This is a genomic window from Plantibacter sp. LMC-P-059a, from assembly GCF_030209505.1.
In the GTDB taxonomy this organism is placed as follows: Bacteria; Actinomycetota; Actinomycetes; order Actinomycetales; family Microbacteriaceae; genus Plantibacter.
The window spans coordinates 1-25,063 of the sequence record NZ_JARVRZ010000008.1 but is presented as its reverse complement, the minus strand read 5'-3'; the positions used below and the strand labels follow the sequence as shown (position 1 = coordinate 25,063).

Here is a 25,063-nt window from a genome sequence, read left to right as displayed (position 1 = left end):
CGGAGGGCGGTCAGGGAAGGCGCACTCTGGGGAAACGCACTCAGCGCGTCGGCACCGCACCGGGCTCGGAGCCCTGCGTGATCGGCACCCGCACGGCGCTGCCCCACTCCGTCCACGAGCCGTCGTAGTTGCGGACGTCGTCGAAGCCCAGGAGGTGCTGCAGCACGAACCAGGTGTGGCTCGACCGCTCGCCGATGCGGCAGTAGGCGATCACCTCGTCGCCCTCGGCCAGACCGGCCCCGTCCCGGTAGATCGCGTCCAGCTCCTCGACCGGTCGGAACGTGCCGTCCTCGGCCACGGCCTTGCCCCACGGGACACTCTGGGCACTCGGGATGTGCCCGGCGCGGAGCGCACCCTCCTCGGGGTAGGCGGGAGCGGTCGTCCGCTCGCCGCTGTACTCCTCGGGGGAGCGCACGTCGATGAGCGGCTTCCCGAGGTGCGCGAGCACGTCGTCCTTGTAGGCGCGGAGCTTCGAGTCGTCGCGCTCCACGACGGGGTAGGTGGTCGCCTCGCGGTCGGCGACGTCGCGGGTGATCGCCCGGCCGTCCGCGATCCACTTGTCGCGCCCGCCGTCGAGCAGGCGGACGTCCTCGTGTCCGAAGAGGCTGAACACCCAGAGCGCGTACGCGGCCCACCAGTTGTTCTTGTCGCCGTAGACGACGATCGTGTCGTCGCGGGAGATCCCTCGGGAGCCGAGCAGTTCCGCGAAGGCGGCCCCGTCGATGTAGTCGCGCTCGACGGGGTCGTTGAGGTCCGTGTGCCAGTCGATCTTCACCGCACCCGGGATGTGACCGGCTTCGTACAGCAACACGTCCTCGTCGGACTCGACGACGACGAGCCCCGGTTCGCCCAGGTGCGCTTCAAGCCAATCCGCCGTGACGAGGCGCTCGGGGTGGGCGTAGGCGGCGAACTTGGTCGAGGTCGAATCGGCGTCGACGGTCATGGGTACCTCCGGTCGTGCAGCTGGCTGCGATGGGGCTCGGGTGTCGTGCATCTAGGCTGGAAGCCTGTCCCTTCGACAGTACGCCGTCCGGGCCGTCGCCCCGCACCGATCCGTCAGACGCCGTAACCCTGCACCAGACTCAGAGCCAGAGGTTTGCCGTGACCACGTCCTCCGTCCCGACCGGGCACCGCAGCCTCACGGACCGCAATCCGGCGGTCAGCGGAGCCGAGATCGTCGCCAGCCTGACGCCGCCGCGACAGTTCCACGAGGCGAGCTTCGACTCGTACCGTCCCGATCCCGACTTCCCGGGCCAGGCGGCCGCCGTCGAACAGTTGCGCGCTTTCTTCGCTCCGCAGGCCGGCGGCGGAGGCGGCTTCTTCGGCCGACGGAAGTCCAAGGAACCGAAGGCCAAACCCGGCGTCTACCTCGACGGCGGCTTCGGTGTCGGCAAGACCCACCTGCTGGCGGCGCTCTGGCACGACGCACCCGGTCGGAAGAAGTACTTCGGCACCTTCATCGAGTACACCGCACTCGTCGGCGCGCTCGGGTACGCGGCGACGGTCGCCGAACTGAGCGGTGCCACCCTCATCTGCATCGACGAGTTCGAGCTCGACGACCCGGGCGACACCATGGTGATGACCCGACTGCTCGGCGAACTCGTCTCGACCGGCACCCGGATCGCGGCGACCTCCAACACGCCGCCGAACGCCCTCGGCGAAGGCCGCTTCGCCGCAGCCGACTTCCTCCGCGAGATCCAGGCCATCAGCGCCAACTTCGAGACGTTGCGCATCGACGGGACCGACTACCGCCGCCGCAGCATCGAGGGACACGCGGTCGTGAGTTCCGACGAGCGGTTCGACGAACGCGTCGCGGACGCCGCAGCCGCCGGGCGCCACGTCACCGTCGACGGCTTCGACGAGCTCATCACCCATCTCGCGGCCGTGCATCCCTCCCGGTTCATCGGACTGCTCGAGGGGGTCGACGTCATCGCGCTCCGCGAGGTGCACGTCCTCACCGACCAGGGCCAGGCGCTGCGCCTCGTCGCCTTCATCGACCGCGTGTACGACGCCCAGATCCCCATCGTCACGACCGGGGCCGCCCTGGACGAGGTCTTCGGCGGCGACATGCTGAACGGTGGTTACCGCAAGAAGTACCTGCGGGCGATGTCGCGCATGATCGCCCTCACCTCGATGGAATGACCGGTCCCGCCGGGTCAGGAAACACGCTGTTTACCTGAGCGGCGCTCGCGTAACACATCGGAAACACGCTGACCGTCGCGCCGAAACCTCCGTTCCCCAGACTGGTCGCTGTACCGAGTCGGACGGTCGGATCGAGCTCAGCCGGCCCTCACCGTCTCGGTAACCCGTTGCAAGACCACGATGTGTGAGGAAGATCCAATGGATACAGGCAGTATCGCCTGGGGAGTCACGGCCACCGCTCTGGTGCTGTTCATGACCCCCGGCGTCGCATTCTTCTACGGCGGCCTCGTGAAGGCGAAGAGCGTCGTCAGCATGATGATGATGAGCTTCGGCGCACTGGGCCTCATCAGCGTGCTGTGGATCCTCTACGGCTTCAACATGTCGGCCGTCGGCAGCCCACTGGAGTTCGCGGGCAACCCGTTCTCCGACTTCGGGATGACCGCGCTCGCGAGCGGCGAGACGGCGAACACCGACCTCGTGGGAGCGACCTACGGCGCCACCTTCGCGATCATCACGATCGCCCTCATCTCCGGCGCCATCGCCGACCGCGCGAAGTTCGGCTCCTGGATGATCTTCGCCGGCCTCTTCGCGACCATCGCCTACTTCCCGATCGCCGCGTGGGTCTGGGGCGGCGGCTGGATCATGAACCTCGGCACGACGCTGTTCGGCGAGGACGCCGGCATCGGCGTCATCGACTACGCAGGTGGAACCGCGGTGCACATCAACGCCGGAGCCGCGGCCCTCGCCCTCGCGCTGGTCCTCGGCAAGCGCATCGGCTTCCAGAAGGGCATCACGAAGCCGCACAACGTGCCGCTCACCCTCCTCGGCGCGGCCATCCTGTGGTTCGGCTGGTTCGGCTTCAACGCCGGTGCGGAGTGGCTGAACGAACTCGCGAACGTCGGACTCATCGTCGTCAACACCGTCGGGGCGACCGCGGCCGCCATCATCGGTTGGATCGTCGTCGAGAAGTTCAAGGACGGCAAGGCGACCTCGGTGGGCGCCGCATCCGGTGCCGTCGCGGGTCTCGTCGCCATCACCCCGGCGTGCGCGAACCTGACTCCGGGTTGGGCGCTGCTGCTCGGCATCGTGGCCGGCGCCGTCTGCGCCATCGCCGTCGAGCTGAAGTTCAAGCTCGGCTTCGACGACTCGCTCGACGTCGTCGGCATCCACCTCGTCGGTGGCCTCATCGGCACGCTGTATCTCGGCTTCTTCGCCACCGGGACGGGCCTCTTCGTCGGCGGCGGCATCGAGCAGCTCGCGGTCCAGGCCATCGCCGCCTTCGCCGTCCTCGTCTACTCCTTCGTCGTGGCCTTCATCATCGGCTTCGCGATCGAGAAGACGATCGGCTTCCGCGTCAAGAACGAAGACGAGATCGCCGGCGTCGACACCTCCGTGCACGGCGAAGAGGGGTACGCCCTCGTCGACTGACGCGCATCGCCGTGCACCACGGAGTGGGTGTCGTCCAGCTGGACGGCACCCACTCCGCGTTGCAGGCCGTGGGCCAGGACCGACGGCCAGGCGGCGGACGGTAGGGTGACGGCGTGCCAACCTTCGTCTCGATCCTCCGCCGGGTGGCGGGTGCCCTCCTCGGCCCGTCGACGAGCGCCGCCTCGAGCGCCGCTCGCACGGCTCGCCGCTCGTCCGCCCCGGCCACGACGTACGCCTCCACCGCGACCACGACCGCCACACCGGGACGGACCGGTCCGAACGCGACGGTGGAAGTGGATCCGCGGGCTGTCCGCGGCGTCTCGCTCGAGTACGCGCCGGTCGTCGACGGCGATCCCGACCCGGGGGAGATCGTCTGGACCTGGGTCCCGTACGAGGAGCGCGACGGGCGCGGCAAGGACCGCCCGGTCCTCATCGTGGCTCGGTCGACCGGCGGCCGGGTGCTCGCGGTGCAGTTGACGAGCAAGGACCACTCGCAGGAGGGCGACTTCGTCCCGCTCGGCTCCGGCGCCTGGGACAGTGCCGGCCGCCCGAGCTGGGCGAACCTCGACCGGGTGTTCCACGTCCACCCCGACGGGATGCGGCGAGAGGCGGCGCAGGTCCCTCGCGACCGCTTCAGCCGGGTCGCCGCGGCCTTGCGTGCGCGATACGGATGGCGCTGACGACCGCGAGCCGCACGGTTCAGGCGTAGCGGTCGCTCCGACGAGGCGCGGCGTCCCACGGCACCTGGCCGTGTTCCCACGGATCATCGGCCGTGGCCGGCTTCGGCGACGGAGCCGTCCGTCGGCCGACGGGCACGGCTCGCTCCGCCTCCGCGAGCGTCGCGAAGCGGCCGATCAGTCGGCGATCCGCTGAACGCGGCGCCCACGAGACGCACCGGAAGTACGCCGGCGCTCCGCTCGGAGCGAAGTACTTCACCAGCGCGGCAGGCCGGTCCGGTTCTTCGCGCATGATGATCCACTCGGCCTCGCCGATGCGGATCGGCGGGGCCGCGACGCGCGATGCAGCACTCGGATCCGGCATGGTTCGAACATATGTTCGATTCCACCCGAAGTCAAGTCGAGTGCAGGCGGTCGCCGCCCCACCCCCGGGTCACCCGATCTGTTCGAGCGGCTCGACGGGCTCGGCACGTTCGATCTCCGCCACCCAGGCGTGTCGTGTCTCCGGGTCCTTCCGGATGGACAGGAGTCGGTCCATGTAGGGCTCGAGCGCCGTCACCTTGTCGAGCGGGGCGCCGATCACGAGCTGGAATCCGAGACGGAGCCAGGCGACCACGGCCCGGCCGGCGAACTCCGAGTCCGCCTTGATGAAGCCTTCGTCGAGCAGGACGGGCGCGAACCGCGGCCGAGGCCGGTCCTCATCACCGAGCTGGTAGCGCAGAGCGGCACCGACGATGAACGCGACGAGCTCCTGGGTCTCGCCACCACTCTTGTCGCCGAGCGAGGAGTAGACGCTCACATCGCGGCCGGACGTGTCGTACCGCACGGCGGTGATCTCGACGTGTCGACGGACGTCGAGCACCTGGTCGCGGGTGGACGCAGAACTCGAGGTGGCAGCGGTGTCCCGCATCGACTCCATGAAGCGGCGCAGGCGCTGGAACCGACCCTCCAGGGCGTCGTCGTCGAGTTCGGCGGTCACCTCGCCGGAGAGCGCCCGGAGCTCTCGTCGGAAGGCGGCGGCCTCCTCGCGGTGCACCCGGCGGAGGACGATCTTCAGCCGGTCGTGGGCGGGCCCGAACGGGAGGTCGCGCAGGATGTCGTTGACGGGGACGAGCCGGTCCTCGATCTCCTCGACAGCGCTGTCGAACGCGCTGCTGAGCGGGACCAGGTCCTCGCCGCTCCACTGGGACAACCGGCGGCGCCACTCCTGCCGGCGCTCGGGCAGGCCGGTGCCGAGGATGCCGTCGAGGATGGCACGGTAGTCCCCGTAGGACTCGAGCGTCGTGCCGAGGTTGGGGTCGTGCCAGATCGACTGGTAGTGCTCGAACACGTGGACCTGCGCGAGGGCGGCCTGCTCCGCCAGGCGGACGGCAGCGCTCAGCTCGTCACCGAGACGGGTGCGGAGCCGTTTCATCGCGTCCCCGAAGCCGGCCAGGGACGGGACGCCGCCCACGGCGGCGAGGGCGGCCTCGATGCGTTCGACGTCATCGGCCGAGACCTCGTCGACGTCGGAACGCTCGAAGCGGTCGATCACGGTCGTCGCCGCGTCCTGCTGGTCGACGAGCGAACCGTGTTCCTCGTCCAGGCGTCGGACGCGGTCCTCGGCGGGGAACCGCTCGGCGTTCGCGGCATCGAGTTCGCGCTGGGCGGCCGTCACCGAACCCTGCAGCTCCTGCAGCACGTCGCTGGCGTCCAGCAGACGTTCGAGGTCCGCCGCGGCGGCATCCCGACGCGCTGCGGCTCCGTCGACGTCGATCCGTGACCACTCGCTGTCGAGGCGGTAGCGGTGGGCGGCACGCTCCGCCTCCCGGCCCGCCAGGCGCCGCTGGACGGCGGCCTGGCGACCGGCGATGAGCTCGAGTCGCCCGCGGAGCTCGGCCATCTCGGACTCGATGGAAGCGATCCGTGCCTCGTTCGTGAAGCCGAGGATCGGTGCGCCACCGGGATCGCCGTGTGAGCCACGACGTCCGTCGCGCAGCTGCCCGCTGGCCGTGACCCGTCGGCCACCTCCCGAGAGCTGTGACGGCGAGTCGACGCATCGGGCGTCGATGCGGTCCGACGTCACCCGCTGCTCGACCCAGGCGCTGAACGGCGAGGCCTTGTAGGTGACGCGGCCTGAGACGAAGGCGGGGTCACCCGGCGCCGGGGCCGTGGTCGCGCCGAGCGGCACCCCCTCGAACTGCAGGCGGACCGGGATCCGCACCGCGTCGATCGCCCGCCCGAACGCGTCGAGGTGGTCCTCGTCGACCAGTACCGTCCTGGCGAGTCCGTGCAGGGTGACCTCGATCGCCGGACGCCAGGCGGCGTGCGTCGGCGCCACGTCGATGAGCTCCGCGACGAACGGCAGCTGCTCCGGATCGAGTCCGGCGGCTTCGGCCAGCGCGAGCCGCGCGCGGTGGAGTCGATCGGGGACCGCGCCGTCGCGACCACGGAGGGACTGCAGCTCGAGCCGGAGTTCGGTGTTCCGCTCCTCGAGCGGGAACGCTTCGCGGTGGAGCTCGGCGCGTTCGGCCTCGATGGCCTCGAGCGCCGCGTCGTCGTCGTCGAGGAACTCCTCGCTGCGGCTGAGCGCCGCCACGAACGAGGCCTCATCGTGGAGTGGTTCGTCGAGGGGTTCGGTCCGCTCGTCGAACAGGGCTCGCGCCCGGACCGCCTCGGCGTGGGCCGCTTCCGCCGCCTCGCGACGTTCCTCCGCCCGGCGCAGCGCACTCCCGCCCTGCTCGGACACCTGGCGTTCGAGCTCCCGCACTCGGACCCCGGCGGCGGTCGCCCTGGCTCGAGCCGCCTCGAGGGTCGCACCGGCGGCGAGCTTCTCCCGGCGGTTCCGAGAGACGGCCTCGTCGAGCAATGCCTCGTGCGCGCGACTGCGCCACACGGCGAAGGGCGTTTCGCCGTCTTCAGCGAAGCCGAGCCGCTCGAGTTCGGCTGCGGCCCGGTGTCCGTCCTCGTAGTCCCGGCGGAGTTCGCCGAGCCGATCCAGGACCCGCGCCTTACGGCTCTCGGTCTCCATGGCGAGGTACGCCTCGTCGAGCGCTTCGAAGTGGGAGAGCGCGCGATCGGCCGCCTCATAGGTGCTCGGTCGCTCCAGCACCATCGACTTGTACAGCCCGTCGACCGTGGGCAGGTGCTGCCCGGCCTGGATACGCGCCAACAACCGCATCGCACGGCCGCCGTCACCGCCGGCTCCGATGCCGAGGCGGGTGTGCAACGTGTAGGACAGCTCCGCGTAGGTGTCACGGACGACGAACCCCGGGATCCGACCCTGGAGCTCGCCGGCGTCGAACCGCTTGGGGACGAACGCCTCGAGCTCGGTGAGGTCGAAGGGTCCGTCGACGGTCGCCATCGTCATCGACAGGTCGCCGGTGCGGAGCGCGCGTCGAGGGACAAGGTACGCGCGGACGACGGTGAACCGCCGGTCGTCGTCGTTGACAAAGGTGACCGCGACGGCGCCCCAGGTGAGTTGCTCAGATCCACGGAGGTTGATGTCGCGCATGGCGCCGGTCTGCGGATCCCTGGCCGAGTCGACCTTGCCGCGCAGATAGGTCAGCAGGTTCCGCTGGTCCGGGTTGCGCGCTCGTCCCACGGCCGCATCGTTCGACGCCCCGTTGAACGGGACGTCCGACGGCATCATGACCGCGAGGTACGCGTCCATGAGAGAACTCTTGCCGGTGCCGGACGCGCCGGAGATGAGCGTCGCCCGTGAGGCGAAGTCGACCGAGCGGTACCCGTCGAACCCACCCCAGTTGATGAGCTGCATGCGCTCGATGCGCCACTGCTCGACGAGGTCGAGCAGGGTGTCGGTGTCGGTGGGGCGGCTCATCGTCCGTCCTCTCCTGGTCGTGACGCGGTCTCCCGAGCCAGGTCGTCCGGGTCGTCCTCGTCGGGTTCGGCGTCGTCGTCTCCGTCGGTGGCTGCTGCCTCCGGACCGGACGGCGTGTCCGGCTCCTGCTCGGGCTGCGGTGCATCGGCCGTGGGCGTCTGTGTCTCCAGCCACTCGAGCAGTTCCTGGAGGCGTTCGAGCGGGAGGAGCGTCTCGACGACGGAGGCGATGCGATGACGACGGGCGTCCTTGGTGCGGAGGAGCACACGGGCGGTCAGCAGCTTCTCGATCGCGCGCTCCACCCGGCCGTCGTCGCGGGCCCGGTCGGTGGCGTGCTCGGGGCGGAAGCTCGCGACGAAGCCGAGGAGCTCGTCGTGCTCCACGATGGCGGCGCGAGCGCCGTTCGCGAGTTCGGTGCGCAAGCGGGTGCGCAGGTAGACGAGCAGGATCGTCTCCTCGCGACTGTAGCTCGTGTCGTGGAGCAGCGTCGGGAACGGACGCCGGCCGCTCTCGGAGCCGGCCTGGCGTTTGAAGGCGACCTCGGCGGACCGGTCGACCTGGAGTTCCAGGAACAGTTCGTTCAGCCGCGACCCGAGGAGGGCCTCCGACTCGAGGATGGTCCGCCACTCCGCCGGTTGCAGCGCCGGGCTGACGTACCGGTGCTTCAGCAGGGCGACCAGCGCGCGGCGCTGAGCGGCGTCGAGTCGACCTTCGTCGCCCTCGAAGAGCGCGAACGACTCGGCGTCCGAGGGACGGTCCGGCGTCGCGACCGGGACGGCTGCGAGGTCGCCGTCGGTCGCCGCATCGGCCGATCCACTGAGGTTGGGTTCCGATTCGATGGTCATGTCATTCCGTTCCGCGCGACGCGCGATCGCGGGCCGCTGTGGTCGAGGTCGTCGTGGCCCGGGTCAAGCCGGTGATGCCGGTCTCGTCGAGGGGGAAGGCCGGAAGGTCGAAGGCCGCCGTCGTCCCGTCGGGGCGGACCGTCTCATAGCGGCGTCGGGGACCCGCCTCGTCGTACGCGCCGAGCTGCGTCATCAGATGGACCAGACCGAACAGTTCGACGGGGCGCCGCAGCTCGGGGTCGAGCCCGGTGAACGCCGTGTGGGCGTCCGAGGCTCCGGACGTCGCCGCCGCGAGCAACCCGGCTCGGAGCTCGTCCAGCAGGGGGCCGCCCTGCGAGCGCAAGGTGTCGAGTGACATGGACGCGACGTCCGTCCGTTCCGGCGCCGTGGTGATCGGCGGGGGAGCGGCCTCGACGTCGGGGTCGTAGAAGCGCTCACGCAGGTGTTCGACGTCGATCGCCTCGGGGAGCAGCGGCACGTCGACCGTCGCGCGGGGGCCGGCGGTCCGCATCCAGATGCCGAGTCGTTGGTTGAGCGCGCGCAGCGTCGTGTCGAGCTCGCGGTCCTGGACGACGTCGTGATGGACGATGTGGTCGCGGAGGGTCGCGGTGAGCCGACGCCGCTGTGCGAGGACGTCGTCGATGCCCTGCCGGATGATGCCGACGGCGCCGCGGAAGCCCCGGAGCTCCGCCGGGCCGAGGCGGGAGGAGAAGGGGTGGTCGAGGATCGTCGAGAGGTCGCGTTTGAGGTCCTGCAGCAGCTCGTCGTTGCGCAGCAGCTCGAACGCACCCTCGAACGCCCGACCCTCGGCGGTGGCCGTCATCAGTTCGTCGGTGCGTCGGAGGTAGTCGTCGAGGATCTCACCGATCGGCCGGGTGTCGTTCCGGAAGTCCTCGACGATGCGCCGGTGCATCGCGATCACGGACTCCTCGACCCGGCGGAAGTCGCTCGGGAGCTGGCGGATGAGGTCGGCGATGTTGGCGTAGCCGTCGTGCATGCGGTCGTCGCTCGCTGCGACGACCGTCCCACCGGCCGCGACACGCTCGCGCTCCGCTTGGAGTTCGGCGAGTTGGGCGTCGATGCGTCGCAGATGCTCCTCCCGATCGGGGTCGGCCTGCAGTGCCCAGCGACGGACGGAGTCGAGGATCATGGTCAGCCGCGATTCGCTGATCAACGCCCGGTCGTGCGCCAGTCCGTCGACGAGCGACACCGCCTCCAGCGCGTGTGACGTGAGCGAGTACTGCTCCTCGCCGTCGTCGGTGCTGGTGCGGACGAGCCACTGATCGTGCACCCACTCACGGCAGAGGGTCCGGCCACCACCGCGCTCGTCGCCGCCGGCCGGGATGCGGGCGCCACGGGCTCCGAGCTCCGCGAGATACTCCTCCACCTGCAGGTGGAAACGGTCGGCCGCGACGAACTGGACGTCCCGACCGAAGGTGGTGCGGAAGATCGCGACGACGGCTGGCGCCGTTGGACGGCTCAGCAACCGGATGGCCGGCCGTTCCAGAGCGTTCCGGACACGGTCGAACTCGCCGTCGATCTCTCCCACTGCACTCCTCGGTCACCCGGGCACACGAACACCCCGAGGCCACTGCAGGGACAAGATTATCAGCGTCGCGCCCCGCTCGACGGCCGGCGGGGTGGAGCAGAGCCTCCTGTCAAGGTCCGCGGCCGTGCCGAGCGCCCCCGATACGGTGATGGGATGGGAACAGGTGCACGCCCCGGCCTTCGGCGGGGAGACGATTGAGGCGGACGGCGGTGCGACGGTGATCCGGTCCGCACTGCGGACGCTGGGCTGGTGGGTCCGCGACTACGCCTACGCCGTCGTCTGGCAGGTGCGGGCGTTCGTCAGCCGGACGGACCCGCACGGGTTCCTCTCCGGCGACCGATCACCCGTCGTCGTCCTGCCGGGCGTCTACGAGACCTGGCGCTTCCTCGAGCCGCTCATCCGCCGCCTCCACGACGACGGTCACCCGGTGCACGTGATCGACCCGCTCGGGCGCAACGACCGGACGGTCCCGGTCGCGGCCCGGCTGGTCGCCGACTACCTGGAGGCCACCGACCTCCAGGACGCGGTGCTCCTCGCACACAGCAAGGGCGGCCTCGTGGGGAAGTACGTCATGTCGCTCAGCGGAAGTGGAGACCGGATCGCCGGGATGCTGGCCGTCGCCGCACCGTTCGCCGGATCGCGCTACGCGAAGCTCATGCTCCTCCCGAGTCTGCGGATCTTCATCCCGAACGACCCGACGATCCTCGCCTTGACCCGCGAGGCGGCCGTGAACCCGAGGATCGTATCCGTCTACGGCCGCTTCGACCCGCACATCCCCGGCGGAAGCCGACTCGACGGGGCCAAGAACGTCCAGCTGGACACCGGCGGCCACTTCCGGATCCTCGCGCACCCCCGGGTGTTCGCCGAGGCACAGCTGCTCGCCGACGGAGGGGAAGCATGACGATCGAGACCACCGACCTCGAGACCGTGACCGTCGACGTGGTCGTGCCGGTGAAGGACGACGCCGCGCTCCTGCGCCGCTGCCTGCGCTCGCTACGGGCACAGGACACCCGGCCGGCGTCGATCATCGTCGTCGACAACGGCAGCCTCGACCGGGCGGAAGTCGCCGCGATCACGGAACGGTACGGGGCCGTCCTCATCGACGAGCCGGTGCCCGGCATCCCGGCCGCCAACGCCGCCGGGTTCGACCGCGCGACGGCGACCGTCGTGGCGAGGCTCGACGCGGACTGCGTGCCACCGCCCGACTGGCTGACCCGGATCGCCGAGGCTTTCCGCGCGGAGCCCGAGCTCGACGCGCTCACGGGACCGGCGACGTTCATCGACGGTCCTCGCCCGCTCCGGGCGCCGCTCGCGGCCGTCTACCTCGGCGCGTACCGGCTCTTCGTCGGCGCGGCCCTCGCGCAGACGCCGATCTTCGGATCCAACTGCGCGATCCGCCGGGCGACGTGGGACGAGATCGCGCACGCGGTGCATCGCCACGATGCCGAGCTGCACGACGACCTGGACGTGTCGGCCCACCTGGGCCTCGACCGACGCGTCCGCTACGACCGGGAGCTCGGGATGGGGATGTCGATGCGCCCGTTCAGTGATGCCGCATCGCTGGCGGTCCGCCTCCGCCGAGGGTGGGCGACGTTACGGGTGCACTGGCCGCAGGAGTTGCCGATCGTCCGATGGGCGCATCACACCACACGGTTGCATGCGGCGGTGACGGCTGCTCCCACCGGGTCGTCGAGCGTGCGCTGGCGGGAGCGCAGCGCACTCGTGCTCGCCGCCCGACGGTGGCGCACCCGTCGGCCGCAGACCTTCCGGGAGAAGGTCCGGTACAAGATGCTCCGCGACCGGCGGCCGATGATCGTCACCTTCGCCGACAAGGCCGCCGTCCGCGAATATGTCGCCTCGCGCATCGGCTCCTCAGCGCTTCCGCAGGCGTACGGGGTCCTCGACGATCCGCGCGCGCTGCGCGAGCTGGACCTCCCGGCGTCGTACGTGGTGAAGCCGACGCACGGGAGTGGCGCGGCCATCGTCGTCTCGCCGGCTGCCTCGCCCGATACCCGCCTGCCCACCGAACCCGGCAGCTGGGTGTACCGACACGTCCGTCCTGAAGCGGTCACCCGCGAGGCACTCGTCTCCATCGCCGACGGCTGGGTGGCCCAGCTGTACGGACAGGGTCCGAACCGCGAGTGGGTCTACGGCCAGGTGCCACGGCGGATCATCGTCGAGGAGTTGCTGACCGGACCGGACGGCGGCATTCCCGACGACTACAAGCTGTTCGTGTTCCACGGACGCTGCCGGTACATCCAGGTCGACGCCGGTCGGTTCGGACGCCGGACCCAGGACTTCTTCCGACCGGACTGGAGCCACCTCCCGATGAGCGGCGGCCCGCCGTGGGCCGATCCGGAACCGCAGGCGCCCCAGCGGCTCGACGAGATGATCCGAATGGCCGAACGACTGGCGGAGGGAACCGACTTCGTGCGGGTCGACCTCTACGACCTCGGTGATCGGATCGTGTTCGGCGAGCTGACGAGCTACCCCGCCGGCGGCGACAGCCCCTTCGACCCCGAGTCGTACAACGCGGAGTTCGGCTCCTGGTGGACGGTGCCGAGGCGGTACCGATGACCGAGCCGCTCGGCGGGCCGCGTCGGCAGCGCTGGCTCGTGGCCACGACGGAGTATGCGGGGCTGACGGACTACACGGGTGGGATCGGACGGCACTATGCGGCACTCCTCCCCGCGCTCGTCCGAGCCGGGGTCGACGTCGACCTCGTCGTCTGTACTGACGGCGGGCTGTCGACCGACGTGGACCTCGGCGGTGTCCGGCTCGTGTCCACCCCCGGGACCGCCGGACGGTCTTCGCGCGTGCGCACGATGATCCGGAACGCGCGGGTCGTCCGCCGGGCGTACCGACGACGGCGGTACGACCGCGTCCTCCTGCCCGAGTGGAGCGCCCTCGGATCGGCGCTGCCGCGGTCGGCACCGCTCGTGACCAACCTGGCGACCAGCATGCGGTTGTCCAACCGGATCTCGGGATTCACCCTCCGGGACTTCCCGGCGGCCGACCGCTTCGGCGTGGTCGTCCAGGACGCGCTCGAGACCCGCCAGATCACCAGGTCCGCCGCCCTCGTCGCGATCTCGACCGCCATGCTCGCCCGGACGCACGACCTCGTCGGCGACCTGCCGCCGTCCGTCGTCGTCCGCAACTGCATCGACGTGGCAGCCGTCCGGATCGCCGCCGCGAGCTCCGGGCTTCCCGAGCGGTGGCCGTCCGGATCGGCGCCGACCGTGCTCTTCCTCGGACGACTCGAACGACGCAAAGGGGTCGTCGAGGCGGTCTCGGCCTACGCCAGACTCGTGCAGGACGTGCCGGACGCCCGCCTCGTCCTCGCTGGAGCCAGCGGCGACGGCCGGTTCGAACCGCAGGTGGCCGCGCTCCTCGACCTGGTCCCCGCTTCGGCACGCGCCCAGGTCGTCTGGCTGGGACACGTGCCAGGGGACGAGCTGTTCCGGGCCGTGGCCTCGGCATCCGTGGTGATGTGCCCGTCTCGGTGGGAGGGGTTCGGGAACGTCGCACTCGAGGTACGGACGATCGGAACACCGCTCGTCGTCACGTCCGGCAGCGGCTACGACGACTTCTGCACCGACGGCGTCGACTGCTCGATGGTGCGACCCTGCGACGTCGGTGCGCTCGCCGGGGCGCTCCATGAGATCCTCCAGGACCCGGTCGCCGCGAGGCGCCGGGCATCGGTCGCGGCGCAGACCGTCGACCGTTACGCGCCCGACCCCGTCGCCAGGGATCTGGTGGCCGCCGTCGACGGACTGCTCGGCCGGGTCGGCTGAGCGCGGACCCAACCATCGCCGACGTTCCGCACGGCTCCGGCCTCGGCGAACGCCTCCAGCCACCCCGTCATGGGCCACGTGCCCCATCGCGCGGCGAAGCGGGCGCCGTTCCGGAGGATGTCGTCCAGGTGCTGCCACGGTGGGCGTTGCGTCTCGTGGTACTGGTGATAGGCGTGTGCGCCACCGACCCAGACCAGCGGTGTGCCCGCCTCACGGAGGGCGAACGCGAAGTCGGTGTCCTCGCCGCCGTACCCTTCGTACCCCTCGTCGAACCCGGCGGTCGCGGACCAGGTCGCGGCGCTGGTCGCGAAGGACAGCGACCAGAACAGCGGGTACTCGTCCGCTGTCGCGACACGCTCGTCGTCCGCCGCGGGATTCGGTCGGGCCGGATGGGGCGCGGTCGCGGCGGCCAGCACTCGCCCATCGGAGACGTCCGTCCCCGGCTGGAGGTAGGTCACCGGCCCGCAGAGCACGGCGTCGACGTGCCGGTCGGACGCCTCGCGGTAGCGGGGGAGCAGCTCCGGTCCGGGGACGCAGTCCGCGTCGAGGAACACCAGGAGCTCGGCCCCGTGCTCGATCGCGAGCGCCGCGCCGGCGTTCCGACCGGCCGCCAGTCGCAACCCGTCCGGTCCCGGCGGGACATGGAGCACCCGCTCGGCGTCGAGGGCCGGTGGTTCGTCGTGACCGATCCAGACGACGACGCGTTCCACGATGTCCGCCGACGTGCCGATCGATGCTCCGACGGCCTCGAGCTGACGTTCGAGGTGCTGCAGCCTCGGGCTCGAGCACATCGTGACCACGGCGATCCTCATCGGTCTCCTCCGGGCGGCGCGTCGGCGGCGACGGCCTCGATGACCGCTGCCGCCCGGCGAGCCGCTCCGACCACCTGCCATCGGTCCCAATCGGGGTCGAGCGTCGCTGCGCGGTCGAGGAGGCCCGGCCACTCGGCGGGATCCGGCCAGCCGTCCGGAACGATCGCCAGGCCGGCCCGCTGGAGGGCCAGAGCCGTCGTCGCCTGTTCTTCGAACGGCCGTTCCTGCGGGACGACCACGGCCTTGGCTCCGACGGCGGCGAGGTCGGCGACGGCGTTCTGACCGGCCCAGGACACGACCACCTCGGCGCGGCAGAGCGCGTCCCACGGATCGTCGGCCCAGACGGATCCGGCACCGGCACCCAGGGACGCCCAACGACGCCCGCTCGCTTGAGCCGCGGTTTCGATCGCTTCGACCGACACCGCGCTACCACCCGCCCCGCCGAGGAGCAGCACGCCGCTCCGCTCGCCGCCGGGGCTCGGACGGTCGCGACCCTCGAACCGACTGATCCCGCCGGTGTGGACCACCTTGTCCTGGACGGGCCGGAGGTGCTCGAGGTCCAGTAGTCCGGCCGGCCACGGCGCGATGATCCGGGACGCAGCGCGGAACGCCAGGGTGTGTGGTGTGTCGTCGCGTCGGCCCGGCTGCGCCATGACCACGGTGGCGACGCCGAGCAGCCGGGCGAGCAGCACGACCTCGGCCGACACGTCGACCACCATCGTGTCGATGCGTCGCCGTGCGAGCGTCTCGGCGATGGTCGCGAGACGCCCTCGATGCCCGACGTGTCCGAGCGGCGCCCAGTGGAGCAGTCCGTCGGCGGTCGGGTCGGACTCGTCCGGCCGCGGTCCACCCTCCGGTACCTCGTCGTCACGGTCGAGCCGCACCCAGGTGCAGTGCTGCGGAAGCGCGTCAGGGCGCGGAAGCGAACTGAAACAGACGACGTCGGCGTCGAGGTGGGGGAGGACGGCGAGCAGTCGCGTGACGTGACCCCGACCATGGTGGTGCACGTACCACCCGATCAGCGGCCTCACGAAGTCAGCTCGTCGACACGGCCGGCGTCGAGCACGGGCGAACCGGCCAGGAGCGCGTCGAAGTGGCCTTCGAGCCGGCTCACCCGGGCTTCGAGGGAGAACCGCGCGAGGGCCGACGCGCGGATCGTGCTCCGGAACCCGCGATCCAGTTCCGACTGCCGGATGAGTCCGTCGACCCGGTCCGCCATCGCGGCCAGATCACCGGCGGCGACGACCTGCATGCCGACGCTCGCCTGGGCGATCTCCGGGACGCCACCGACGGCGAAGCTGACGACCGGCGTCCCCGTCATGAGTGCTTCCGGCGCCACGAGCCCGAACGGTTCCGCCCAGGCCGGCGTCGACACGGCTGCGGCGCTGCGGCCGACGAGGGCGGCGAGCCGGGTCGGTTCGAGGGGGCCGACGTGGCGGACGTCGCGACCGAGCAGCGGTGCCAGGACGCGCTCGGCGTAGGCCGGATCACCGACCCGGCCGGCGATGACGAGCCGTCGTCCGAGTCGCCGCGCGACGTCGACCGCGAGGTGCGGTGCCTTCTCCGCGACGATCCGGCCGAACCACACGAGGTCCTCACCACCACGTCCTGCCGGCCATGCCGTCGGATCGATGCCGTTGAGCAACACCTCGGACTCGACACCCGCATCCGCCCAGGTCCGACGGGTGTACTCGCTCACCGACAGGAATCGGCTGCCCGCGGCACCGGAACGGTTGGCCGCAGCGGCCACCGAGGCGTCGACCGGCGTGTGCAGCGTGGTGATCATCGGGACGCCCAGCCGGGGTGCCAACTCCACCGGGAGCGCGTCCAGGCAGTGGTTCGAGACGACGTCGTAGCGTCCCGGTCGGGCGGAGATCGCTTCGAGCGCACGCCGGAGCGCCGGGATCGAGCGTGTCGCATGGCTCGGCGGGTAGCGCTCGTCGTCCGGCGAGGCCCAACGCGGCCACCGCAGTTCGGGGAGCTCGAAGACGCTGCCACGCTCGACGAAGTCGGATCCGCGGACACCGATGAACGTCACCTCGTGGCCCCTGGCCCGCAGCGCTGCCACCTCCGACCAGACGGCGGATTCGAGTCCACCGGCGTGCGGGCGCCTGATGGGGAACCGCAGCGGGGCGACGACGACGACGCGCAGTCGGCGACCGGCCGTCATGAGGCCTGCTCGGCGAGGACTCGGCGGTACACGGCGACGTGGGCGGCGACCCCGTCGGCATCCGTGGTGGCGCGGCGGGAGCGACGCTCCGCCACGGCGGTGAGGCGGTCGGGGGAACCCGGACGGGTCGTGCCCTCCACCTGCACGAGGTCGTCGAAGGCGCGCTCCAGGGAGGCGGCGTCTCCCGGGCGATAGGCGACGACGGTGTCATCAGCGTGCTGCTCGGCGTACTCCCCGACGCCGTCCGGGACCGCGACGGGGACGGCGAGGTCCCAGCACAGCTCGAGCCAGCCGGAGTGCGTGCCGTGACGGTAGGGGAGGACGCAGACGTCGAGCCAGCTGAGGGCGATGGCGAGTCCGTCGTCGTCCAGACGTTCGTGCTCGATGAGGAGGTCGGCGTCCGATGCCCCCACGAGCCGCCGGACCGCGTCCCGCGCGTCCGGATCGCGGACGGAGTGGTGCAGTCGTACCTCGGCGACGACGGCGGTGCCTCTGGCGCGGAGTCGCCCGACGGCTTCGAGGAGCGTCGTGACGGTGCCGACCGCGTCGACGTTGGGACGGAGGTCCTTCAGGTGGACGCCGACGCGGATCTCAGCGGAGGCCAGGACGGCCGGGACACGGACCTCGTCCGAGAGCAGCGACGGGTGCCGGATGACGGTCGCGTCGCGACCCCAGCGCTCACGGATCCCATCGGCGGCACCCTGTGTGAGGGTCACCAGGGCGTCAGCACCGCGGACGAGCTCGTCGAGCTGGTCATCGTAGGCGGCCTGCTCCTCGAGCTGCGGGTGCTCGAGGTCGTGCACGGTGTACACGACGGGCCAGCCCACCTCGTGTGCAGCCACGAGGCACGCGGTGACGTACCCGGGTGGGAAGGATTCCGTCCCGAAGTGGATGTGGAGGAGGTCCGCCTCGGCGGCGTGTGCTCGGATCCAGGCCGGGTCGAGGGCGACCGGTGGCCACCAGACGCCGGCCGGCGCGCCGGCGACCGGTGGATCGCTCAGCACCTCGATCTCGGTCGACGCGGAGATCCGGCGGACGTAGGGGTGCGCCGCCGGTACCGACACGACCCGGATCGGGCGGGTCGAGGGTTCGGCGACTCGGGCGCCGGGATGTGGCGTCACGATCGACTGCATGGCGGAATCCCCTGTTCGACTGCGGGCGCGATGCGCACGGATGTGACGGCGTATGAACACGCCGTCATCCGACGATAGGGCCGATGATCAGACTGCCCTGGACCCTTGACGCGGCACCCCCGCTGCACCAACATGCCGCCGACGGAGCGACGGGTCGGACCGGGGTCGCCGAGCCGGATGCCTGCGCGCCGTTCCGCGCGAGCGCCACCCCTGTCCTCCGATCCGGGATTCTGGGACGGTTGGACGATGACGCATGATGAACAACACGCATCGCCGACCGACTCCTGGCCGTCGCGGGAGGGCGGAGCACCGGTGTCGGACGCGACCCTTTCGCAGGTCGACGCCTGGTGGCGTGCCGCGAACTACCTGTCCGTCGGGCAGATCTACCTGCTCGACAACCCACTGCTCCGGCGTCCGCTCGAGGCGGGCCACATCAAGCGCCGGCTGCTCGGTCACTGGGGGACCGCTCCCGGTCTGAACCTCGCCTACGCGCACCTCAACCGGGTCATCGCGGAACGCGGGCAGTCGACGATGTTCATCGCCGGACCCGGTCACGGTGGTCCGGCGATCCTCGCGAGCGCCTATCTGGAGGGCACCTACAGCGAGATCTACCCCGACGTCGCCGAGTCCGAGGAGGGCCTCACCCGCTTCTTCCGGCAGTTCAGCTTCCCGGGCGGGGTGCCGAGTCACGCGGCACCCGAGACCCCGGGGAGCATCCATGAGGGCGGCGAGCTGGGGTACGTCCTCAGTCACGCCTACGGCGCCGCCTTCGACAACCCCGACCTCCTCGTCGCCGCGGTCGTCGGCGACGGGGAGGCGGAGACCGGCCCGCTCGCGACGAGCTGGCATTCCAACAAGTTCATCGACCCGATTCAGGACGGCGTGGTCCTCCCGATCCTCCACCTGAACGGCTACAAGATCGCGAACCCGACGCTCCTGGCCCGCATCCCGCAGGCCGAGCTCGACAGCCTGCTCCGCGGGTACGGTCACGAGCCGTTCTTCGTCGAGGGCGGCTTCGACGGCGAGGATCCCATGCACGTGCATCGGCGACTGGCCGAGGTCCTCGACGTCGTGCTCGACCGCATCGCCGCGATCAAGGCCAGAGCCGCTGCGGGGGACACCGAGCGGCCCGTCTGGCCGATGATCGTCCTGCGCACGCCGAAGGGGTGGACCTGCCCCGAGGAGATCGACGGGGCACGGGTCGAAGGGACGTTCCACGCGCACCAGGTCCCGCTCGCGAACGCCCGCGACACCGAGGAGCACACGGCGATCCTCGAGGCCTGGATGCGGAGCTACCGACCCGAGGAGCTGTTCGACGAGCATGGGGCGGTGATCCCCGAGGTGCGCGCCCTGGCGCCGCGCGGGGACGCCAGGATGAGTGCGACGCCGCACGCAAACGGTGGCCTCCTGCGCACGGACCTCGACCTACCGCCGATCGACGACGCCGCGGTCGTCTCCACAGCGCCCGGCGCTGTCGATGCCGGCGCGACGGCTGTCCTCGGCCACTGGCTCGCCGACGTCATCCGACGGAACCCGACCACCTTCCGGATCTTCGCTCCCGACGAGCTCGCCAGCAACCGGCTCCAGGCGGTGTTCGACGTCACCGAGCGCCAGTGGAACGCGGAGACCGTCCCGGGAGACGAACATCTGGCCCGCGTCGGCCGCGTGATGGAGATGCTCAGCGAACACCAGTGCGAGGGCTGGCTGGAGGGCTATCTGCTGACGGGCAGGCACGGTCTCTTCACCTGTTACGAGGCCTTCATCCACATCGTCGACTCCATGTTCAACCAGCACGCGAAGTGGTTGAACGGCGCTCGCGCGCTGGAGTGGCGTCGCCCGGTGGCGAGCTTGAACTACCTGCTGACGAGCCACGTGTGGCGTCAGGACCACAACGGGTTCTCCCATCAGGATCCGGGGTTCATCGACCACGTCGTCAACAAGAAGCCCGGCGTCATCCGGGTCTATCTCCCGTTCGACGCGAACACGCTCCTCGTCGTCGCGGAGCACTGCCTGCAGAGCACGGACGAGATCAACGTGATCGTCGCCGGGAAGGACGTCGAGCCGGTCTGGCTCGGTGTCGACGACGCGCGAGAGCACTGCGCCCGCGGGCTCGGCGTCCTGCCCTTCGCCGGCTCGGAGCGTCCGGGGGAGCAGCCGGACCTCGTGATGGCTTGCGCGGGCGACGTCCCCACTCTGGAGACGCTGGCCGCCGTCAGCATCCTCCGGGAGCGCATCCCCGGTCTCGCCGTCCGCGTCGTGAACGTCGTCGACCTCATGCGGCTCATGAGTGAGGACCAGCATCCCCACGGCATCTCGGACGCGGAGTATGACAGCGTGTTCACCACGGATCGGCCCGTCGTCTTCGCGTACCACGGGTACCCATGGCTCATCCATCGGCTGACGTACAAACGCCACGGACACGAGCAGTTGCACGTCCGCGGGTACCTGGAGAACGGGACCACGACCACGCCGTTCGACATGGTGATGCTCAACCGGATCGACCGCTATTCGCTCGTCTGCGACGCGATCGACCGGACTCCCGGGCTCGGCGAACGGTACGCGGGACTCCGCCAGGAGATGCAGGACGCCCGGCATCGTGCGCAGGAGCACACGCGCGAGTTCGGTGAGGATGCGCCTGAGATCACCTCCTGGCGCTGGCCGGTGGTCTCCTAGGGAGCCTCGTCGCTCGAGCGGTCGAAGGACTGCAGCAGCATCGGGAGCTCGTCCGCGAACTCGCGGGCGAGGGCACCCAAGGGCCCGATCCGTTCGGCGACCCGATCACCGGACGAGGCGTGGAGCACGGTGCCCCAGCAGCTCGCCGCCAGTGGGGAGAGCCCTCTCGCCGCGAGCCCAGCGATCGCTCCGGCGAGCACGTCTCCGCTCCCGGCGGTGCCGAGGACCGGGCCGCCACCGGGCGCGACGAAGTCCTGACGCCCGTCAGAGATCCGTCCCTGGCAGGTGACGGCGGCACCGTGGCGTCGTGCCAGCTCGCCTGGCGCGGTCTCGGGGTCCGCCTCGTCGACATCGAGCAGGATCGCCGCCTCCGCGACGTTCGGGGTGAAGACGAGCCGGTCCTCGAGCCCCTTCGAGAATTCGGGGAGATGCGAGAGCGCCCCGAGCCCGAAGGCGTCGAGGATCACGACCGTCTCCGCGCCCAGCGACGGCCGGATCCGACGGAGCAGGGCGACTGCCTCATCCGCGTCGTCGAGGCCGGGGCCGAGCAGGACGCAGTCGACGTCCAGTTCGTCGTCGAGACGATCGACGGCGTCACCGCGGACGGCTCCGTCGGTGGTCTCGGCCAGGCCGATCACGCCGGCCTCGGGGAACGCCACGGCGAGCGCGGACGCCGCCGACTCGCCGACCGCGAGGGTGATCCTGCCGGCACCGACCCGCAATGCGGCGAGCCCGGCCAAGGCGACGGCGCCAGGGGTCATCCGAGCTCCGCCGACGACGAGCACCGATCCGCGGTCGTCCTTGGACGAGCCGGGATCGGGAAGCGGCCAGGCGGCGAGCGCGCCCGGCGTGAGCGCGATGGGTTCAGTGGTGGACATCAGGCACCCCCGCGTGCTCGGTGACCGCGACCTGCTCCTGCTGCAGATGCGCCGTCGCGTTCGCGGCCCGCGCCCGCCAGGCCCGACCGTCGTGGACCAGGTGGGTGAACGAGGCGTTCGGGGTGGGGCGCAACGCCGCCTCCTCGAGGACGCGGTGTTCGTCCCACCCCTCGCACACATAGCGGAAGAGCGAGATCACGGCGTCGTGGCAGACCACCAGGGCGCGCGTGCGGTCCGGGTATCGGTCGAGGTCCCGGAGGAACGACCGGATGCGGAGCGCCACGTCGGTCCACGACTCACCTCCCGGCGGCCGGTAGTAGAACTTCCCGAGGAAGCGCCGTCTCGCAGCCTCGTCCGGGAATTCGGCATCGACGCCGAGTGAGGTGAGCGTGTCGAGGATCCCGAGGTCGCGGTCGCGCAGTCGTTCGTCGACGAGCGGTCGCAAGCCGTCGGCGTCCATGGCGGCCGCGCGGAGGGCGACGACCGCGGTCTCGTGGGCGCGTCGGAAGGGCGAACTGAACACGATGTCCGGGTGGTCCGTCGGAGCCAGACCCGCCAGACGGGTGCCGACCGCGGCGGCCTGTTCCACCCCGAGGGGTGTCAGCTGGACGTCGGCGTCGCGATCCGGGACGGCGATCCGGTGGGCCCCGGTGCGTTCGGCTTCGTGTGCTGCGACGTTGCCGGCGCTTTCACCGTGGCGGACGAGGATGAGTTCCGTGATGGCCATCCATCCACGCTAATCAGCCGTTCTCCGTGGTCACACACCTTGACGATTCGCCGATGATCCGGCATGGGCCGGGGTCGCGGACCGCTTGTCGAGGCGGATCACGGTTCGGCCGGGTTTGCGACAAAGCGACGATGCACGACCGAAGAGCGCGTCCTATCGTTCGACCATGCCTGCACCTTCTGCAACCCCACCCGCGCAACCGTCAGCCTGGGCACCCATGGCGATCACCGCCTTCAGGGTGCTGTGGTTCGCCCAGTTGGGCAGCAACATCGGGACCTGGATGCAGACCGTCGGCGCCCAGTGGTACCTGGTCGAAGCCGCTGCGGGAGCGGCGGTGATCGCACTCGTGCAGACCGCGAGCCTCGCACCGGCCATCCTGGTGGCGCTCCCGGCCGGGGTTCTCGCGGACTCGCTCGACCGACGACGACTGCTGATCTGGGGATCGTCGGCGAGCGCCGTCCTCGCCGCCACCCTCACGGTGGTGGCGGCGATCGGCGCGCTGACCCCCTGGACGATCCTCGGCTTCACCTTCCTGCTCGGCATCACCTCCACCCTGACGTCGCCCGCTTGGCAGGCGATCCAGCCGGAGCTCGTGCCCCGCAACCTCATCGCGGCGTCGTCCGCGCTCGGCGGGGTGACGGTGAACGGTGCCCGCGCGGTCGGTCCCGCCCTTGCCGGCGTCGTCCTGTCGGCCTTCGGCGCGCCCGTCGTGTTCGGGATCAACGCGCTGAGCTTCGTCGGGGCCGTGATCGCCCTCGTATGGTGGAAGCGGCCGGTGCAGACCGGTCTCGACGACCGCGAACGGTTCGGCGCCGCGCTGCAGGCGGGCGTCCGCTACGTCGCTTCCGCGCATCTCGTCCGCCGGATCCTGCTGCGGTCGGCGCTCTTCGCCCTCCCGGCCAGCGCACTCTGGGCACTGCTGCCCCTCACCGCGAAGCGACTCCATCTCGATTCGAGCGGGTACGGCTTCCTGCTCGGCGCGCTCGGCCTCGGTGCCGTCCTGGGCATCTTCGCTCTGCCGCTCGCTCGACGCCGGTTCTCCGACAACCTCGTCATCGCGGCGAGTGCGCTGCTCTTCGCCGCGGGGTCGCTCGCGGCGGCGTTCCTGCCATTCGTACCGACCCTCGTCCTGCTCGTGCTCGCGGGGCTGGCCTGGATCGGCACCCTCACCGTGCTGAACGCCGCCCTGCAGCTCACCCTGCCGCAGTGGGTGCGGTCCCGCGGAGCCTCGATCTACATCCTCGTCTTCATGGGAGCGATGGCCGTCGGCTCGATCGGTTGGGGACTCGCCGCGCAGGCACTCGGGACGTCGGTCGCCTATGCCGCTTCGGCCGTCCTGCTGCTCCTCGTGGCGGTCAGTGTGCGGGTGCTGCCCCTGCTGCCGGGAACGGGCACCGTCGACCGCAGCATCACGATGTCGTGGCCCACGCCCACGCTGGTGTTCGAGCCGCAGCCGACCGACGGGCCGGTGCTCGTGCAGATCTCCTACACGGTCCACCCCGACTCGCTCGCCGCGTTCCAGACCGCGATGGGTCGCGTCGAGAGCTCCCGTCGCCGAACCGGCGCATCGAGATGGGCCCTGTACCGGAGCGGCGAGGTGGCCGACGTGCAGCTGGAGACCTTCATGGTGCCGTCGTGGGGGGAGTTCCGGCGGCAGGAGACGCAGCGTCTCACCGGCCGCGACCGCGACATCCGTGCGGCAGCCTTGGAGCACACCGAGGGCGAGCCCGTCGAGCGGCACTTCCTCCCGAGCCGGACCCGCGCGTGACCCGAGGCGGAGGCCGGGCCGAGACGGCCCGGATTCGCAGCGATGGGTGCGGAGGGAACAAAAAAACTCCTGGCGGACCAGGAGTGTGCTGTGGGCGATACCGGACTCGAACCGATGACCTCTTCCGTGTGAAGGAAGCGCGCTACCAACTGCGCCAATCGCCCGCAGGTCGTTCGCACCGGGGTGCCGAACAGCCGCGAGTCACGATACTAGCCGATGCCGAGTGTCGAACGCACATCGGCCACGCGCAAAGCGCGGCGTGCGCGCCGGTTTGAACATCGGTCCCGGTTTCGGCTAGAGTCGTTCGAGCACGCAGTGATGCGAGCAATGCGGATGTGGCGCAGTGGTAGCGCATCACCTTGCCAAGGTGAGGGTCGCGAGTTCGAATCTCGTCATCCGCTCGAGTGTCAGTGGTGTCGTTCCGTGAGGAACCCCATTCGGCAGTGTGTTCGGTCACACATGGTGGCGTGGCCGAGAGGCTAGGCAGCGGCCTGCAAAGCCGTCCACACGGGTTCGAATCCCGTCGCCACCTCCACTCGGTAGCATCGGTTCCATCAGCAACATCCCGGCGTCGTGTCCACACACGCCACCCGGGCGATTGGCGCAGCGGTAGCGCGCTTCCCTGACACGGAAGAGGTCACTGGTTC

Annotated in this window: 19 protein-coding genes and 3 tRNA genes; 10 read left to right on the top strand and 12 right to left on the bottom strand. The window is 70.6% G+C overall.

Annotation, left to right across the window (positions count from 1 at the left end; genetic code table 11):
• Positions 1-40 precede the first annotated feature (40 nt).
• Positions 41-943 (bottom strand): sulfurtransferase, encoded by a 903-nt coding sequence (locus tag QRN27_RS17340; RefSeq protein ID WP_194669980.1) that lies wholly within the window; start codon positions 941-943, stop codon positions 41-43.
• A gap of 158 nt (positions 944-1,101) precedes the next feature.
• On the opposite strand from QRN27_RS17340, the gene zapE reads away from it, so the two are divergent.
• From zapE to QRN27_RS17325, 3 genes are all read left to right on the top strand, one after another.
• Positions 1,102-2,142 carry a cell division protein ZapE gene (zapE, locus tag QRN27_RS17335; protein WP_285043288.1) on the top strand — a complete coding sequence of 347 codons (1,041 nt, stop codon included), beginning with the start codon at positions 1,102-1,104 and terminating at the stop codon, positions 2,140-2,142.
• A 198-nt stretch (positions 2,143-2,340) separates the two neighbouring features.
• A complete protein-coding gene (locus tag QRN27_RS17330; RefSeq protein ID WP_194669981.1) occupies positions 2,341-3,570 on the top strand; it encodes an ammonium transporter in 1,230 nt (409 codons plus the stop codon).
• Positions 3,571-3,683: 113 nt separating this feature from the next.
• Positions 3,684-4,250 (top strand): type II toxin-antitoxin system PemK/MazF family toxin, encoded by a 567-nt coding sequence (locus tag QRN27_RS17325; protein ID WP_285043287.1) that lies wholly within the window; start codon positions 3,684-3,686, stop codon positions 4,248-4,250.
• Between the two features lie 19 nt (positions 4,251-4,269).
• On the opposite strand, the gene QRN27_RS17320 is transcribed toward QRN27_RS17325, so the two are convergent.
• The 4 genes from QRN27_RS17320 to QRN27_RS17305 all read right to left on the bottom strand — a co-directional run bounded on the left by QRN27_RS17320 (position 4,270) and on the right by QRN27_RS17305 (position 10,461).
• Positions 4,270-4,611 (bottom strand): hypothetical protein, encoded by a 342-nt coding sequence (locus QRN27_RS17320; protein ID WP_285043286.1) that lies wholly within the window; start codon positions 4,609-4,611, stop codon positions 4,270-4,272.
• Between the two features lie 69 nt (positions 4,612-4,680).
• Positions 4,681-8,067 (bottom strand): ATP-binding protein, encoded by a 3,387-nt coding sequence (locus tag QRN27_RS17315; protein WP_285043285.1) that lies wholly within the window; start codon positions 8,065-8,067, stop codon positions 4,681-4,683.
• Positions 8,064-8,912 (bottom strand): DUF4194 domain-containing protein, encoded by an 849-nt coding sequence (locus QRN27_RS17310; RefSeq protein ID WP_285043284.1) that lies wholly within the window; start codon positions 8,910-8,912, stop codon positions 8,064-8,066. Before QRN27_RS17310 ends, QRN27_RS17315 begins: the two co-directional genes overlap by 4 nt.
• Before the next feature lies 1 nt (position 8,913).
• The gene (locus QRN27_RS17305; protein WP_194669985.1) at positions 8,914-10,461 is read right to left on the bottom strand and encodes a DUF3375 domain-containing protein; all 1,548 of its coding nucleotides are present in this window, start codon (positions 10,459-10,461) and stop codon (positions 8,914-8,916) included.
• A 148-nt stretch (positions 10,462-10,609) separates the two neighbouring features.
• Here QRN27_RS17305 and QRN27_RS17300 point away from each other — a divergent pair, with 148 nt between their 5' ends.
• From QRN27_RS17300 to QRN27_RS17290, 3 genes are read left to right on the top strand one after another with little or no spacing between them, the layout of a single operon-like run.
• On the top strand, positions 10,610-11,362 hold the full coding sequence (locus QRN27_RS17300) for an esterase/lipase family protein (protein ID WP_285043283.1): 753 nt from the start codon (positions 10,610-10,612) through the stop codon (positions 11,360-11,362).
• Entirely contained in the window at positions 11,359-13,038 is a 1,680-nt protein-coding gene (locus QRN27_RS17295) for an ATP-grasp fold amidoligase family protein (protein WP_285043282.1), read from the top strand. The genes QRN27_RS17300 and QRN27_RS17295 overlap by 4 nt, the downstream gene beginning before the upstream one ends.
• Entirely contained in the window at positions 13,035-14,255 is a 1,221-nt protein-coding gene (locus QRN27_RS17290; protein WP_285043281.1) for a glycosyltransferase family 4 protein, read from the top strand. Before QRN27_RS17295 ends, QRN27_RS17290 begins: the two co-directional genes overlap by 4 nt.
• Here the strand turns inward: QRN27_RS17290 and QRN27_RS17285 are convergent.
• Genes QRN27_RS17285 through QRN27_RS17270 form a run of 4 tightly spaced genes read right to left on the bottom strand, consistent with a single transcriptional unit; the run spans position 14,186 to position 18,370 of the window.
• Positions 14,186-15,067, bottom strand: coding sequence for a glycosyltransferase family 2 protein (locus QRN27_RS17285; protein WP_285043280.1), 882 nt, complete (start codon positions 15,065-15,067; stop codon positions 14,186-14,188). The genes QRN27_RS17290 and QRN27_RS17285 overlap by 70 nt on opposite strands.
• A complete protein-coding gene (locus QRN27_RS17280; protein WP_285043279.1) occupies positions 15,064-16,098 on the bottom strand; it encodes a glycosyltransferase in 1,035 nt (344 codons plus the stop codon). The genes QRN27_RS17285 and QRN27_RS17280 overlap by 4 nt, the downstream gene beginning before the upstream one ends.
• On the bottom strand, positions 16,095-17,237 hold the full coding sequence (locus QRN27_RS17275; protein WP_285043278.1) for a glycosyltransferase: 1,143 nt from the start codon (positions 17,235-17,237) through the stop codon (positions 16,095-16,097). Before QRN27_RS17275 ends, QRN27_RS17280 begins: the two co-directional genes overlap by 4 nt.
• Positions 17,234-18,370, bottom strand: coding sequence for a glycosyltransferase (locus QRN27_RS17270; protein WP_285043277.1), 1,137 nt, complete (start codon positions 18,368-18,370; stop codon positions 17,234-17,236). Before QRN27_RS17270 ends, QRN27_RS17275 begins: the two co-directional genes overlap by 4 nt.
• Positions 18,371-18,616: 246 nt before the next feature.
• On the opposite strand from QRN27_RS17270, the gene QRN27_RS17265 reads away from it, so the two are divergent.
• Positions 18,617-21,043, top strand: a complete 2,427-nt coding sequence (locus QRN27_RS17265; RefSeq protein ID WP_285043276.1) for a phosphoketolase family protein — start codon at positions 18,617-18,619, stop codon at positions 21,041-21,043.
• Here the strand turns inward: QRN27_RS17265 and QRN27_RS17260 are convergent.
• Positions 21,040-21,921 (bottom strand): ADP-dependent NAD(P)H-hydrate dehydratase, encoded by an 882-nt coding sequence (locus QRN27_RS17260; RefSeq protein WP_285043275.1) that lies wholly within the window; start codon positions 21,919-21,921, stop codon positions 21,040-21,042. The genes QRN27_RS17265 and QRN27_RS17260 overlap by 4 nt on opposite strands.
• Entirely contained in the window at positions 21,908-22,648 is a 741-nt protein-coding gene (locus QRN27_RS17255; protein ID WP_285043274.1) for a histidine phosphatase family protein, read from the bottom strand. Before QRN27_RS17255 ends, QRN27_RS17260 begins: the two co-directional genes overlap by 14 nt.
• Before the next feature lie 166 nt (positions 22,649-22,814).
• On the opposite strand from QRN27_RS17255, the gene QRN27_RS17250 reads away from it, so the two are divergent.
• Positions 22,815-24,416, top strand: a complete 1,602-nt coding sequence (locus QRN27_RS17250) for an MFS transporter (protein ID WP_056005855.1) — start codon at positions 22,815-22,817, stop codon at positions 24,414-24,416.
• 91 nt (positions 24,417-24,507) lie between these two features.
• Here the strand turns inward: QRN27_RS17250 and QRN27_RS17245 are convergent.
• Positions 24,508-24,580: transfer RNA gene (locus tag QRN27_RS17245), tRNA-Val, on the bottom strand.
• Positions 24,581-24,745: 165 nt separating this feature from the next.
• Between QRN27_RS17245 and QRN27_RS17240 the strand changes: the two genes are divergently transcribed.
• A tRNA-Gly gene (locus QRN27_RS17240) sits at positions 24,746-24,817 on the top strand.
• A gap of 60 nt (positions 24,818-24,877) precedes the next feature.
• Positions 24,878-24,951 (top strand) — tRNA-Cys (locus QRN27_RS17235).
• Positions 24,952-25,063: the final 112 nt, after the last annotated feature.

Coding starts and splice junctions, on each gene's coding strand:
- QRN27_RS17340 (WP_194669980.1), bottom strand. CDS start 943: ATGACCGTCGACGCCGATTCGACCTCGACCAAGTTCGCCGCCTACGCC.
- QRN27_RS17330 (WP_194669981.1), top strand. CDS start 2,341: ATGGATACAGGCAGTATCGCCTGGGGAGTCACGGCCACCGCTCTGGTG.
- QRN27_RS17320 (WP_285043286.1), bottom strand. CDS start 4,611: ATGCCGGATCCGAGTGCTGCATCGCGCGTCGCGGCCCCGCCGATCCGC.
- QRN27_RS17315 (WP_285043285.1), bottom strand. CDS start 8,067: ATGAGCCGCCCCACCGACACCGACACCCTGCTCGACCTCGTCGAGCAG.
- QRN27_RS17310 (WP_285043284.1), bottom strand. CDS start 8,912: ATGACCATCGAATCGGAACCCAACCTCAGTGGATCGGCCGATGCGGCG.
- QRN27_RS17300 (WP_285043283.1), top strand. CDS start 10,610: ATGGGATGGGAACAGGTGCACGCCCCGGCCTTCGGCGGGGAGACGATT.
- QRN27_RS17295 (WP_285043282.1), top strand. CDS start 11,359: ATGACGATCGAGACCACCGACCTCGAGACCGTGACCGTCGACGTGGTC.
- QRN27_RS17290 (WP_285043281.1), top strand. CDS start 13,035: ATGACCGAGCCGCTCGGCGGGCCGCGTCGGCAGCGCTGGCTCGTGGCC.
- QRN27_RS17285 (WP_285043280.1), bottom strand. CDS start 15,067: ATGAGGATCGCCGTGGTCACGATGTGCTCGAGCCCGAGGCTGCAGCAC.
- QRN27_RS17275 (WP_285043278.1), bottom strand. CDS start 17,237: ATGACGGCCGGTCGCCGACTGCGCGTCGTCGTCGTCGCCCCGCTGCGG.
- QRN27_RS17270 (WP_285043277.1), bottom strand. CDS start 18,370: ATGCAGTCGATCGTGACGCCACATCCCGGCGCCCGAGTCGCCGAACCC.
- QRN27_RS17265 (WP_285043276.1), top strand. CDS start 18,617: ATGACGCATGATGAACAACACGCATCGCCGACCGACTCCTGGCCGTCG.
- QRN27_RS17260 (WP_285043275.1), bottom strand. CDS start 21,921: ATGTCCACCACTGAACCCATCGCGCTCACGCCGGGCGCGCTCGCCGCC.
- QRN27_RS17255 (WP_285043274.1), bottom strand. CDS start 22,648: ATGGCCATCACGGAACTCATCCTCGTCCGCCACGGTGAAAGCGCCGGC.
- QRN27_RS17250 (WP_056005855.1), top strand. CDS start 22,815: ATGCCTGCACCTTCTGCAACCCCACCCGCGCAACCGTCAGCCTGGGCA.